The sequence below is a fragment of the Pseudarthrobacter sp. AL07 genome, from assembly GCF_029960665.1.
In the GTDB taxonomy this organism is placed as follows: domain Bacteria; phylum Actinomycetota; class Actinomycetes; order Actinomycetales; family Micrococcaceae; genus Arthrobacter.
This window is the reverse complement of record NZ_JASBRB010000026.1, coordinates 1-12,847: the sequence shown is the minus strand read 5'-3', so window position 1 is coordinate 12,847 and position 12,847 is coordinate 1. Positions and strand designations below refer to the sequence as shown.

At 64.8% G+C, this 12,847-nt stretch carries 13 protein-coding genes and 1 pseudogene; 9 read left to right on the top strand and 5 right to left on the bottom strand.

What is annotated here, in order from left to right; translation table 11 throughout:
- Positions 1-7: 7 nt before the first annotated feature.
- Positions 8-775 (top strand): lipoate--protein ligase family protein, encoded by a 768-nt coding sequence (locus QK290_RS15515; RefSeq protein ID WP_282331554.1) that lies wholly within the window; start codon positions 8-10, stop codon positions 773-775.
- Positions 776-813: 38 nt separating this feature from the next.
- Here the strand turns inward: QK290_RS15515 and QK290_RS15510 are convergent, their stop codons facing one another.
- The 3 genes from QK290_RS15510 to QK290_RS15500 form a co-directional block, all read right to left on the bottom strand.
- A complete protein-coding gene (locus QK290_RS15510) occupies positions 814-1,455 on the bottom strand; it encodes an MBL fold metallo-hydrolase (RefSeq protein WP_282331523.1) in 642 nt (213 codons plus the stop codon).
- The gene (locus QK290_RS15505; protein ID WP_282331522.1) at positions 1,452-2,537 is read right to left on the bottom strand and encodes an S-(hydroxymethyl)mycothiol dehydrogenase; all 1,086 of its coding nucleotides are present in this window, start codon (positions 2,535-2,537) and stop codon (positions 1,452-1,454) included. The genes QK290_RS15510 and QK290_RS15505 overlap by 4 nt, the downstream gene beginning before the upstream one ends.
- Positions 2,538-2,620: 83 nt before the next feature.
- Positions 2,621-2,878 carry a mycoredoxin gene (locus QK290_RS15500; protein WP_056340387.1) on the bottom strand — a complete coding sequence of 86 codons (258 nt, stop codon included), beginning with the start codon at positions 2,876-2,878 and terminating at the stop codon, positions 2,621-2,623.
- 129 nt (positions 2,879-3,007) lie between these two features.
- On the opposite strand from QK290_RS15500, the gene QK290_RS15495 reads away from it, so the two are divergent.
- Positions 3,008-3,757 carry an SOS response-associated peptidase gene (locus QK290_RS15495; protein ID WP_282331521.1) on the top strand — a complete coding sequence of 250 codons (750 nt, stop codon included), beginning with the start codon at positions 3,008-3,010 and terminating at the stop codon, positions 3,755-3,757.
- A gap of 45 nt (positions 3,758-3,802) precedes the next feature.
- On the opposite strand, the gene QK290_RS15490 is transcribed toward QK290_RS15495, so the two are convergent.
- Positions 3,803-4,225: a VOC family protein gene (locus QK290_RS15490; RefSeq protein ID WP_282331520.1), complete on the bottom strand. Its 423-nt coding sequence runs from the start codon at positions 4,223-4,225 to the stop codon at positions 3,803-3,805.
- Between the two features lie 19 nt (positions 4,226-4,244).
- On the opposite strand from QK290_RS15490, the gene QK290_RS15485 reads away from it, so the two are divergent.
- A complete protein-coding gene (locus QK290_RS15485) occupies positions 4,245-4,565 on the top strand; it encodes a chorismate mutase (RefSeq protein ID WP_282331519.1) in 321 nt (106 codons plus the stop codon).
- A gap of 71 nt (positions 4,566-4,636) precedes the next feature.
- On the opposite strand, the gene QK290_RS15480 is transcribed toward QK290_RS15485, so the two are convergent.
- Positions 4,637-5,026, bottom strand: coding sequence for a hypothetical protein (locus tag QK290_RS15480; protein WP_185260689.1), 390 nt, complete (start codon positions 5,024-5,026; stop codon positions 4,637-4,639).
- Positions 5,027-5,179: 153 nt separating this feature from the next.
- Here QK290_RS15480 and QK290_RS15475 point away from each other — a divergent pair, with 153 nt between their 5' ends.
- The 6 genes and pseudogenes from QK290_RS15475 to QK290_RS15450 all read left to right on the top strand — a co-directional run.
- A complete protein-coding gene (locus QK290_RS15475) occupies positions 5,180-5,515 on the top strand; it encodes a DUF6504 family protein (RefSeq protein WP_282331518.1) in 336 nt (111 codons plus the stop codon).
- On the top strand, positions 5,512-9,000 hold the full coding sequence (gene dnaE / locus QK290_RS15470) for a DNA polymerase III subunit alpha (RefSeq protein WP_282331517.1): 3,489 nt from the start codon (positions 5,512-5,514) through the stop codon (positions 8,998-9,000). Before QK290_RS15475 ends, dnaE begins: the two co-directional genes overlap by 4 nt.
- A 116-nt stretch (positions 9,001-9,116) precedes the next feature.
- Positions 9,117-11,126, top strand: coding sequence for a threonine--tRNA ligase (gene thrS / locus QK290_RS15465; protein WP_282331516.1), 2,010 nt, complete (start codon positions 9,117-9,119; stop codon positions 11,124-11,126).
- 20 nt (positions 11,127-11,146) lie between these two features.
- Positions 11,147-11,734: an HIT domain-containing protein gene (locus QK290_RS15460; RefSeq protein ID WP_282331515.1), complete on the top strand. Its 588-nt coding sequence runs from the start codon at positions 11,147-11,149 to the stop codon at positions 11,732-11,734.
- Positions 11,724-12,347: a phosphatidylinositol phosphate synthase gene (pgsA, locus tag QK290_RS15455; RefSeq protein ID WP_282331514.1), complete on the top strand. Its 624-nt coding sequence runs from the start codon at positions 11,724-11,726 to the stop codon at positions 12,345-12,347. The genes QK290_RS15460 and pgsA overlap by 11 nt, the downstream gene beginning before the upstream one ends.
- Before the next feature lie 219 nt (positions 12,348-12,566).
- Positions 12,567-12,847 (top strand): annotated as a pseudogene (locus QK290_RS15450) (pyridoxal 5'-phosphate synthase lyase subunit PdxS); the annotation flags it as partial.

Here is a 12,847-nt window from a genome sequence, read left to right as displayed (position 1 = left end):
TAGCAACATGCAGGACGCCGAAGCAGGAATGGGGACGCTCACCGTGGTGCGCCAGGATCATTCCCTCGGCGCCGCACGTGACCTGGAATTCGGCCTCGAACTGCTGACCCGGGCCAGGAGCGGCAGGATCGGTCCCACGCTCCGGCTGTACCGGCCCGCACCCACTGTTGCGTTCGGACAGCGGGATACCCGCCTGCCCGGCTTCGACACAGCCGCCCAGGCGTGCCGGGAGCACGGATTTGAACCCCTGGTGCGGAAGGCCGGTGGCCGCGCCGCCGCTTACCACGAGGGCACGCTGGTGGTGGACCACGTGATGCCCCATACCGATGCCATTGCCGGCTCCAAAGCCAGGTTCGGATTCTTTGGTGAGCTGCTGGCGCAGTCTTTGCGGAACGTCGGTGTGCAGGCCGCAGTTGGCGAAATTCCGGGAGAGTACTGCCCAGGCGAGTTCAGCGTTCACGGAACCGACCCGGCCGATCCGGCACGCCGGATCAAACTCGTCGGAACAGCGCAACGCGTGGTGAGCGGCGGGTGGCTGTTCAGTTCCGTGATCGTGGTGGAAAACTCCGCCCCCATCCGCAACGTCCTGACGGACAGCTATGCCGCCTTGGGCCTGGACTGGGACCCGGCCACCGCCGGCGCGGCCAACGACCTCGTGCCCGGGCTGACGGTCCAGGATGTCCAAGACGCCGTCATTGCCGCATACGCGGGCCACGCCTCCCTCCGGCACGCCGACTTCAGCAGCTATGCAGGTTTGGACGCCAGGGAGGCGTAGCCCGCTCATGCGGGGGGTGCGGTCTGGCTCAGGGCATCCTAGTGACCCCGGGCGATCCACTCATCCAGATGCGGGGCTTCGGCCCCGATGGTGGTGCTGTCGCCGTGTCCGGTCCGGACCACCGTTTCGGCCGGTAGCGGCAGCAGCCACGTCCGGATGGACTCGATGATGGTGGGGAAGTCGCTATAAGACCGGCCCGTGGCGCCGGGGCCACCCTGGAACAGGGTGTCGCCACTGAAAAGCGAGCCCTCGCCATCGGGCCCGTCGGCCAGGTGGAAGGACACCGAGCCGGGCGAGTGCCCGGGGGTGTGCAGGGCCGTCATGCTGGCCCCTGCCACCTCGATGACGTCGCCGTGCCTGATGGCGACATCGGGTTCCACCTCCGGGTAGACGCTGCGCCACAGCATCCAGTCGTCCTGGTGAAGGTGGATCGGTGCCTGGACGAGGTCCCAGAAGTCAGCCACCGACCGGATGTGGTCATCGTGGCCATGGGTCAGCAGGATCGCCTTGAGCTTCCGGCCACCGACGGCGGCGGCTACGGCCTTGGCATCGTGCGCGGGATCGATGACCACGCATTCCTCCGCGTCGCCGACGATCCAGACGTTGTTGTCCACATCCCAGGTGCCGCCGTCGAGCGAGAACGTCCCGGATGTGACGAGGTGCTCGATCCTGACGCTCACAGTTCCACCACAGAACGCAGCACGGAACCGGAGTGCATCTTCTCGAACGCTTCCTCCACCTGGTCGATGGTGATCCGCTCGGTCACGAAGGCATCCAGATCCAGCTTGCCCTGCTTGTAGAGGCTGATCAGCATGGGGAAGTCCCGGGACGGCAGGCAGTCACCGTACCAGGAGGACTTCAGCGACCCGCCGCGGCCGAAAACGTCCAGGAGCGGCAGCTCCAGTGTCATCTCCGGCGTGGGGACGCCCACCAGTACCACGGTGCCGGCGAGGTCGCGGGCGTAGAAGGCCTGCTTGTACGTTTCGGGACGGCCGACGGCGTCAATCACCACGTCTGCGCCGAAGCCGCCGGTGAGTTCCCGGATCTTCTCCACCGGGTCGGAAGCGGAGGAGTCCACGGTGTGGGTGGCACCGAGTTCCTTCGCGCGTTCCAGCTTTTTCGCGTCGATGTCGACGGCGATGACGGTGGTTGCGCCGGCGAGCGCGGCGCCGGCGATGGCAGCCATGCCCACACCACCGCAGCCGATGACGGCGACGGTGTCACCGCGCTTGACGCCGCCGGTGTTGATCGCGGCGCCCAGTCCGGCCATGACCCCGCAGCCGAGCAGGCCGATGGCGGCAGCATCGGCGTCGGAATCAACCTTCGTGCACTGGCCGGCAGCCACGAGGGTCTTTTCGATGAAGGCTCCGATGCCCAGGGCGGCGGACAGTTCGGTGCCGTCCTCCAGCGTCATCTTCTGGGTGGCGTTGCGGGTGTTGAAGCAGTACTGGGCCTGGCCTCGGTTGCACGCACGGCAGTCGCCACAGACGGCCCGCCAGTTCAATACCACGCGGTCGCCCGGGGCGACGTCCGTGACGTCCGGGCCAACGGCACTGACCACTCCAGTGGCTTCGTGGCCGAGGAGGAACGGAAAGTCGTCGCTGATGCCGCCCAGCTTGTAGTGCAGGTCGGTGTGGCAGACGCCGCTGGTGAGGATGTCCACCAGGGCCTCGCCCGGACCCGGATCCGGGACCAGGATGGTCTCCAGGGTGACCGGGGCGCCCTTGGAACGGGCTACGACACCTTTGACTTTATGGATCACGAAAGGCTCCCTTAATGCAGATAGACAGAACGGGACCAACACGGACGTTGGTCCCGTTCTGTCTACCACATGAGCTGCGGTGTTCAGGCCGCGAGGCGGCTCTTTACCTCGGCAGCGGAAGGATTGGTGGCGGCAGTGCCGTCCGGGAAGAGCACGGTGGGCACGGTGCGGTTGCCGCCGTTGAGCTTCTCCACGAGGTCGGCTGTGCCTTCCACCTCTTCGATGTTGATTTCCGTATAGCCGATGCCCTGCGCGTCCAGCTGCTTCTTCAGCCGGTTGCAGTAGCCGCACCAGGTGGTGGAAAACATGGTGATGGTGCCGTTCTCGGGGGTAAAGTCCACGGAGCTCTCCTGAAATCGTTGGGTAGGTTCCTTCCCATCAACGGTAACCCGGGGCAGGCTATTCCCTGAGCCGGCCCGGCGGATGCGGTGCCGGATGACAGCAGATAACGCTGATGGCATGCTGGAGCCATGTGTGGACGCTATGTGATGGCACGGGCCGTGGGCGACTTGCTGGCCGACTTTGATGCCCAGCTGGAGGAGGAAGTACACCTTCTCCCGTCTTGGAACGTGGCGCCAACCGACGCTGTCCCGATCGTCCTGGAACGGCTGATGGACGACGGCCCCGTGCGGCAGCTCCACGTGGCCCGCTGGGGCCTGGTGCCGTCCTGGGCGAAGGATCCGGGCATCGGCCCCAAGATGATCAACGCGCGCAGTGAGACTGTGCTCGAGAAGCCTGCCTTCCGCAAAGCCGTGAAGTCACGTCGCTGCGCTGTCCCGGCGGACGGGTACTACGAATGGAAGCAGGGCACCGGCAAAGCCAAGCAGCCCTACTACGTCCATCCGGGCGAAGGCAGCGGGCTGGTGTTCGCGGGACTGTACGAGTGGTGGAAGGATCCGGCCAAGGCCGAGGGTGACCCCGGCCGGTGGATGCTCTCCACATCCATCCTGACGGCAGACACCCCGCCGCCCGGTGCTGAGTCGACAATCTTCGGCAAGCTCACTGCCTTGCATGACCGCGTTCCGCTGCCGATGGACCGGGCCACGATGGCGTCCTGGCTTGATCCGCAGATCGACGACGCCGCCTTCCTCGTGGACCTGGTTCGGGCCCATGTGAAGGACGTCGCCGCAGACTGGCACGTGGATTCCGTCGGCACCGAAGTGGGCAACGTGCGCAACAACTCCCCGGAGCTCATCCGGCCGGTGGATGCGCTGTTCTGAGGAGCTCCGTTCGCTGGCCCGGCTGACGGCGGAGGTGCCCGGCCCTTAAACGGTGACCTGGCCGCCGTCGTCCACTGTCCAGGCGGGGTTATAGGCAATTTCCCAGCGGAAGCCGTCCGGATCGGCGAAATAGCCGCTGTACCCGCCCCAAGGCTGGGTGACCGGCGCAGCGACGATGGTGGCTCCGGCCGATGCCGCCTCCGCCATGACCCGGTCCACCGCCTCGGTGCTGGGCAGGTTGTGGCTGAGTGTGATGCAGGGGACCGGGCCGGGCGCGCCTACGCCGGCCTCGGCGTGCATCTGCGCGGCGTCCCACAGGGAAAGGACGAGGCCGTGGTTGACCTGGATGAACACCACATCGCCCGGGAACTCGCGGTGGACAGGCCAGCCGAGGCCTTCGGCGTAGAACCGGCGGGAGGCGTCAACACTGCGAACGCCTAGTGAGATGAAGTCGACTCTGGGCTGCATGCTTCGATACTGTCAGAAGATGGCAACAATTCAAGGAAACGATCGGGATGCTTTGGCCGACAAGGAACAGCTCGCAGCCGTTCGGATTGCGGTCGACGAAGTTGATGAGCAGATTGTCACGCTCATTGCGCGGCGTGAACGCCTGATACGGATCGCCGGAACCCTGAAGGGGGACGACGCTGAAGTCCGTGCCCCCGGCCGGGTGGAACGGGTGATTGAGCATGTCCGGTCCGCCGCGGAAAAGAAGGACATTGATCCGGACATCGTGGAATCAACCTACCGGGCCATGATCTTAGGGTTTATCGAACTTGAAATGAAGGTCCACAAAGAGAGCAGCTGACACCGCCGCAGGTGCTGTCCGGACGCGGGTCCGGCAGCACCTGCCCTGTGTTTCCTGGAGTCCCGTGTTTCCTAGAGCGCTTCGTCGACGGCGACGCCCGACTGGAATTCCCGGCCGTCGGCCTCGCTGAAGGCCGACATGACGTGTCCCTTGCCCAGGCCATGCACGGCCGCGACGGGAAAGTTGCCCGTGATGGTGTTGCCCGAGTGTGTCACACCGGCAAGATCATAGTTTTCCTCGGCGCTCTGGTCATGGCTGAATGAGTAGAAGGCAATGGCCTCCCCGTTCATGAACTCAATGCCCAACCGTCTTTGTGATGAGTAATCAGGGCTCGCCGCCACCAGTCCCACTACGTACGCACCTGCCCCCGGTATGTTGCCGTCGATATCGAAGGTTGCCACGAGCTTTTCGTCCTGGGCCTTGATGCTTACGTGCTTGAGGAGTGCGTCATGGGTGCTCATGCCACAATCCTGCCCTCCTGCCGCCCGTCCGTCCACCCCTGTCTAGGTTTTGTCGGAGCGCCGTCGTAGACTGGATTTATTCGAATATGTATTCGAATAATTGTTGTTGCATCAGCATCCTGCATCAGCTCCGTTCAGTTCCGGGAGGCGCCCATGGGTATGTTCAGCGAGTCCGTGGACGTCGTCTGCACCCCCGCGGGCCAGCCGCTGAAACTCCAGTGGGCCGGGCGGCACTACACCGTGTGCGCCGAGCCTGTCCGGTGGTACGAACGCCGGCAGTGGTGGGCCGAGGAGCGCCGTGCGCCCCTCGGCAGCGGGCCGGGGCTGGTGGACCACGAAATCTGGCGCGTCCAAGTACAGGCGGACCCGCAGGGTACCGGCCCTCGGGATGCAGGAGAGCCGCTCACCCTGGACCTGAGCAGGCATGTCGGCAGCGGCCGCTGGAGGATCCTGCGGATCCACGATGCACTCCGGCCCCAGACGGCATGAGCTTCTCCCACCTTCACGTTTCAACGGCCTTCAGCGCACACTATGGCGTGGCCTGGCCCGACGAACTGGCCCAGGTTTCCGCCGCGGACGGCGCAACCGCGCTCGCCTGCACGGACCGGGACGGCCTGTACGGCACCATCAAACACCTCAAAGCCTGCATGGCCGCCGGCATCGACCCCATCGTGGGTGTGGACCTAGCGGTCTTCGACGACGACGGCGACCACCGCACCCAGCTCGCCGGCAGGGTGGTGGTGCTCGCCCGGGGCAACAACAACGGGGCGGGGTATCGGGCCCTGTGCCGGCTGGTGTCCGATGCCCATGCCCGCACCTCCGGCAAAGCCGGGGGAGCGGTGCCGGTGGCGGTCACCCGCGCCGAACTCGCCTCCCGCACGCTCGACCCCACAACCCTGAAACCGGTCCTGACGGTACTGATCGGCCCGGATTCCGACGTCGGACGGGCCATGAGCGGCCGGCGCTACCTCCGTCCGCGCACCCTTTTCAAAGGCTGGCTGGACGCCATGCCCCCAAAAACCCTGGTGGCGGAAGTCGTTTCCCAGCTCACCGCCCCCGGGGCGCACCTGAGCACCGCCCATGCGGTACGTATGCTCAAGCTCGCGGAAGAACACCACGTACCGGCCGTGCTCACCAACGCTGTCCGCTACTGCGCAGAGGACGGTGCCGCCACGGCAGACGTGCTCGACTCCGCCCGGACACTGAAGTCCCTCCCCGAACTCGCGGCCGAACCGCTGCTCCAGCCCAACGGGCAGGCCTGGCTCAAATCCTCTGCGCAGATGCTTCAGCTCGGAAAGGAAATTATCCGCGCCGCAGGGTATGGCGCAGCGGACCTCAAACAGCTGATGGCACAGACCGAGGCGCTCGCCGACTTCTGCCGGATCGACCCGGTGACTGACATGGGCTGGAAGCAGCCGGTAGTCCCCGAGGCATCAGTCATAGGCATCAGCCAGGACCCGCACAATGAACTGGTGCAGCGCTGTGAGGCCGGGATCAGCAGGCGGTTCCCTGGGATATCAGGCTCAGCTCACAAGGACATGCGCTCGCGGCTGGAGCACGAGCTGGGGATCATCAGGAACCTGGGGTTTTCCTCCTATTTCCTCACGGTCGCGGAGGTCTCCCGGATGATCCAGGACATGGGGGTCAGGGCAGCCGCCCGCGGTTCCGGGGCTTCCAGCCTGGTCAACTACCTCATTGATGTCAGCCAGGTGGACCCCCTGCAACACGACCTGATCTTCGAACGCTTCCTGTCCCGGGACCGGGCCACGTTGCCGGACATCGACATCGACGTCGAAAGCGCCGAACGGCACAACGTATACCGGCGGATCTTTGACCGCTTCGGTTCCGAGCGCGTCACGCTGATGAGCATGCAGAACGGGTACCGCGCCCGCGGTGCCGTCCGCGACGCCGGGATGGCCCTGGGCATGGACGATGACGACGTCGGCGAGATCGCCAAGCAGCTGTGGCGCTTTTCGGCCAGGAAATTCCGTGAGGCACTGGTTGAGAAACCTGAGCTGCGGGAGTTCGCCGGGCGGGTGGAACAGCGGGACTTCGCCGAAAACCAGCAGCTTGACCTGCTGGTGGACCTCACCGAACGGCTGGACCGGCTGCCCCGCCATATCTCCATGCATCCCTGCGGGGTGATCCTGGGCGACGCCACGCTGCTGGACCGGACCCCGGTGCAGCCCAGCGGACTGGGCCTGCCCATGAGCCAGTTTGATAAACACGACATGGATCCCATGGGCATGCTCAAGCTTGATGTCCTGGGCGTCAGGATGCAGAGCGCCATGGCGTTTGCCGTCCGCGAAGTCATCCGGATCCATCCTTCCAAGGCGGAAGTGGTGGCGGCCGGGGCCCACCCTGCAGGTCCTGACGGGACCGGGCCGGACTACATCGCCGAGAACGGGCACATCGACCTCAACGCCGTGCCGCTGGATGATGAACCAACCTACGAACTGATCCGCAGCACCCACACCCTGGGCTGCTTCCAGATCGAGTCGCCCGGGCAGCGGGAGCTGATCGGCAAGCTGGCGCCGCGTGAGTTCAACGACCTCATCATCGACATTTCGCTGTTCCGGCCGGGCCCGATGAAATCGGACATGGTGCGGCCTTTCCTGGAGCACAGGCACGGCTTCGCGCCGGAGGTCTACCCGCACCCCGACCTGAAACCCGTGCTGCAGGAAACGCATGGGGTCACTGTCTTCCACGAACAGATCCTGAAAACCTTCCACGTGATGACTGGCTGCGGCCTGGCGCGCGCAGACGAGTTTCGCCGGGCGCTCGGCGACGAGGTCCACGAGCTGAAGGTGGAGGAGTTCTTCCGCAAGGAGGCCCGGATCAAGGGGTACGCTCCGGAGGTGGTGGACAAGGTCTGGGAGACCCTGAAAGCCTTTGGCAGCTTCGGCTTCTGCAAGGCGCACGGTGCGGCGTTTGCCGTTCCCACCTACCAGTCCGCATGGCTCAAGACGCACCACCCCGAGGCTTTCCTGGCGGGGCTGTGGGAACACGATCCCGGCATGTACCCCAAACGGCTGCTGGTGGCCGAAGCCCGCAGGCTGGGCATTCCCATCCTGCCGCTGGACATCAACCGCAGCCAGGCCGAGTACAGGGTGGAACGGGTGGCGGCAGGGCCGGATGCCGGCAAGCTGGGGATCAGGCTGAGCCTTAACGGCATCTACGGCCTGTCCGGGACCGAGCTCAAGCGGATTGTCGCCGGCCAGCCCTACGACTCCCTGGCTGACCTCCGGGCCCGGTCCAGGTTGGGCAAGCCAAGTATCAAAAGGCTAGCCCAGCTGGGTGCTTTTGATTCCCTGCACCGTGAATCGGGCGGCGCCGCCAACCGCGCGGACCTCGTCCAGCACCTGCAACAGCTCCAGGCCGCGGGCGGTACCCGGAAAGGCATCGACATCATGGAAGGGCAGCTGTCCCTGCCGCTGGGGGATGTGGAACTGCGGAACGTCAAACCCGGGCTTCCCGCGCCCACCCTGGTGGAAAACGTCCGGGCAGAACTGGACCTGATGGCCATAGACGTCAGCGGGCACCTGATGGACAGCCACCGGCCCATGCTGGACCGGCTGGGGGTCACCACTGCAGACAAATTGTTGAGCCTGCGCAACAACACCGAGGTGCTGGTGGCCGGGGTGCGGATCGCCACCCAGACCCCGCCCATGCGTGGCGGCCGGCGGGTGGTGTTCATCAGCATCGATGACGGCACCGGCTGCGTCGATTCCGTGTTCTTCCATGAAGCCCAGGAGCAGGCGGGGCTGTTGTTGTTCGGCACCAGGCTGCTGCTGATCCGGGGCACCACGCGGCGGACAGGTCCCCGGGGAATCAGCCTGAGCGCCAGCATGGCCTGGGACCTGAGCAGGGTGGAATCCTTGCCGTTCGCGGCGGATCGCGTGGAGAGCACCGATGTGCCGCATCCCCTGGACGGGATCAGCCGAAGCCTTGCGATTACCGGAATGGGCGGATGAGGGGCCGCGGGTCCCGTTGGTCGGCCTCCCGGGAAACCGATAGCATTGACGATGGCTGGCTGTGGTCCCCGTATGCCACAAGCTATGAAGCCTAAAACTTTGAATAGGAGACACCCGTGTCAGATGCCCAGCAGATCACCCTCATCGTCGATGGCGAAGAGACCAAGGTGACTACCGGGACAACCGGTGCGGAACTTTTCTTTGAGCGCCGCGATGTTGTTGTTGCCCGCGTCAACGGCGAGCTGAAGGACCTGGACCAGGAGCTGCCCGAGGGCGCCGAGATCGAGGGCGTCACCATCGCTTCCCCTGACGGCCTGGACGTCCTCCGCCACTCCACCGCCCACGTGATGGCACAGGCAGTGCAGCAGCTGCGCCCGGAGGCCAAGCTGGGCATCGGACCGTACATCACCGACGGCTTCTACTTCGACTTCGACGTCGCTGAACCGTTCACCCCCGAGGACCTCAAGACCCTTGAGAAGATGATGCTCAAGATCGTCAACCAGAACCAGAAGTTCGTCCGTCGCGTGGTCAGCGAGGACGAGGCCCGCGAGGCCATGAAGAACGAGCCCTACAAGCTAGAACTCCTGGGCAAGAAGAACAATGCCGCCGAAGCCGGCGAGGGCGTCAACGTCGAGGTCGGCGCCGGCGACATCACTATCTACGACAATGTTGAGCGCAAAGAGGGCACCACCGTCTGGTGCGACCTCTGCCGCGGCCCGCACCTGCCCAACACCAAGCTCATCTCCAACGCCTTCGCCCTGACCCGGTCCTCCTCGGCGTACTGGCTGGGCAACCAGAAAAACCAGCAGCTGCAGCGGATCTACGGCACCGCCTGGCCCACCAAGGACGCGCTGAAGGCCTACCAGGAGCGCATCGCGGAGGCTGAGCGGCGCGACCACCGCAAGCTCGGCGTCGAACTTGACCTGTTCTCCTTCCCCGACGAGTTGGGCTCCGGCCTGCCGGTGTTCCACCCCAAGGGCGGCATCATCCGCAAGGAGATGGAGGACTACTCCCGCCAGCGCCACGTGGATGCCGGCTACGAGTTCGTCTACACCCCGCACATCACCAAGGGCCACCTGTACGAAGTCTCGGGCCACCTGGACTGGTACAAGGAGGGCATGTTCCCGGCCATGCACGTGGATGCCGAACTCAACGAGGACGGCACCGTGCGCAAGCCCGGCCAGGACTACTACCTGAAGCCGATGAACTGCCCCATGCACAACCTGATCTTCCGCTCGCGTGGACGGTCCTACCGTGAACTGCCCCTGCGTCTGTTCGAATTCGGTTCGGTCTACCGGTACGAAAAGTCCGGCGTGGTCCACGGCCTGACCCGGGTCCGTGGCATGACCCAGGACGACGCCCACATCTACTGCACCCGCGAGCAGATGAAGGACGAGCTCACAAAGACCCTGAAGTTCGTGCTCGACCTGCTCAAGGACTACGGTCTGAACGACTTCTACCTGGAGCTGTCCACCAAGGACCCGGAGAAGTACGTCGGCGAGGACGCAGCCTGGGAAGAAGCCACCCGGACACTCGCCGAGGTGGCCGAGGAATCCGGCCTGGAACTCGTCGCGGATCCGGGCGGCGCAGCCTTCTACGGACCGAAGATCTCCGTTCAGGCCAAGGACGCGCTGGGCCGCACCTGGCAGATGTCCACCATCCAGCTGGACTTTAACCTCCCGGAACGCTTCGAGCTGGAGTTCCAGGCAGCCGACGGCACCCGCCAGCGTCCCGTGATGATCCACCGTGCGCTCTTCGGTTCCATCGAGCGGTTCATGGGCGTGCTCACCGAGCACTACGCCGGCGCATTCCCGGCGTGGCTTTCCCCTGTCCAGGTGGTGGGCATCCCGGTGGCCGAAACGTTCAACGAGTACATGTTCGACGTCGTTGACCAGCTCAAGGCGGCAGGCATCCGCGCCGAGGTGGACACGTCCTCGGACAGGTTCCCCAAGAAGATCCGGACCGCCAGCAAGGACAAGATCCCGTTTGTCCTGATCGCCGGCGGCGACGACGCCGAGGCCGGCGCGGTGTCCTTCCGCTTCCGTGACGGGAGCCAGGACAACGGCGTGCCGGTTGCCGAGGCCGTCAAGCGGATCACAGAAGCCGTCCGTAACCGGACCAGCTAGCGGAAACGGATAAAGACACGGTGCAGGAGAACACAGGCGCAGGCTACCCAGGGGATACCGGCGTGACAGATGACTTTGATCTTGCGGGCGTGCCGGATGCTTTCCAGCGCCTGTGGACTCCGCACCGGATGGCCTATATCAAGGGCGGCCAGCACCAGTTCAAGAACGAGAACGACTGCCCTTTCTGTGTGGGTCCGGGCCGGACTGACGAGGAAGCCCTTATCGTTTACCGGGGCAAGACCTGTTACGTGGTCCTTAACCTGTTTCCGTACAATCCGGGCCACCTCCTGGTCTGCCCCTACCGGCACGTCCCGGACTACACCGACCTCACGGTGGAAGAGACCTCGGAATTTGCGGAGATCACCCAGACAGCCATGCGGGTCCTGCGCAAGGTGGCGAACCCGGGCGGGTTCAACCTCGGCATGAACCAGGGTGTGGTGGGCGGGGCAGGAATCGCCGCCCACCTGCACCAGCACATCGTTCCACGCTGGGGCGGGGACGGTAACTTCTTCCCCATCATCGCCCAGACCAAGGCCATCACGCAGACCCTGGATGAAGTCCGCCAGCAGGTTGCAGAGGCCTGGCCCGGGGAGACGGATGCTGAATAGGCATGCGCGCGGGTTTTTCACCGTACTGTTCACTCCGCTTGCGCGTTGGCTCCTGAGAATCGGTGTTTCCCCTGATGCCGTGACGGTCATCGGAACCGCGGGCGTGGTGGTCGGGGCGTTGGTCTTCTACCCCCTCGGCCAGCTCTGGTGGGGGACCCTGTTCATTACCGCGTTCATCTTCTCGGACGTGCTCGATGGCATAATGGCCCGGCTTCGGGACTCAGGCGGCCGCTGGGGAAACTTCCTGGACTCCACGCTGGACAGGATCGCCGACGGTGCACTGTTCGCCGGCGTTGCTATCTGGTTCTTCACCGGGGGCGCCGATTACGCCATCGCCGTCGCAGCCATGCTCTGCCTGGTTTTGGGCATGGTGGTCTCGTATGCGCGGTCCAAGGCCGAAGCCCTCGGTTTCACAGCCAATGTGGGCATCGCCGAGCGCGCCGAGAGACTGGTTTCGGTGCTGGTGGTCACCGGATTTACCGGCCTGGGGCTGCCCCCCGTGGTCCTTCTGGTGACGCTCGGACTCCTGGCTCTGGCCAGCCTCATCACCATCATCCAGCGCGTAGCCACCGTCCATCGCCAGGCGTTTGCGGAGTCCGCGGCTTCGGATTAAGGCTGATTAAGCCCGCCGCCTGGCGTGGGACTAGTATTGTGACTGCCCGGTCAATGTATCCGGCAACCCGGTGCGTGTACTTTCGGTTTCTTGCCGCCCTCACGCCCGGCGAAGATCATCTATCTACCCATAGGGGTTTTTGTGTCTACACCTGATGTAAGCAGCGAAGCCGGTTCGTCCGCGAACAGCGTCACGGGCAGCAACCGCGTCAAGCGGGGCATGGCTGAGATGCTCAAGGGCGGCGTCATCATGGACGTCGTCAACGTTGAACAGGCCCGCATTGCCGAAGACGCCGGTGCCGTTGCAGTCATGGCCCTGGAACGTGTTCCGGCCGATATCCGTGCCCAGGGCGGCGTGTCCCGCATGTCGGACCCGGACATGATCGACAAGATCATTGACGCCGTCTCCGTGCCGGTGATGGCCAAGGCCCGGATCGGCCACTTCGTGGAGGCCCAGGTCCTGCAGTCCCTCGGCGTGGACTACATTGACGAGTCCGAGGT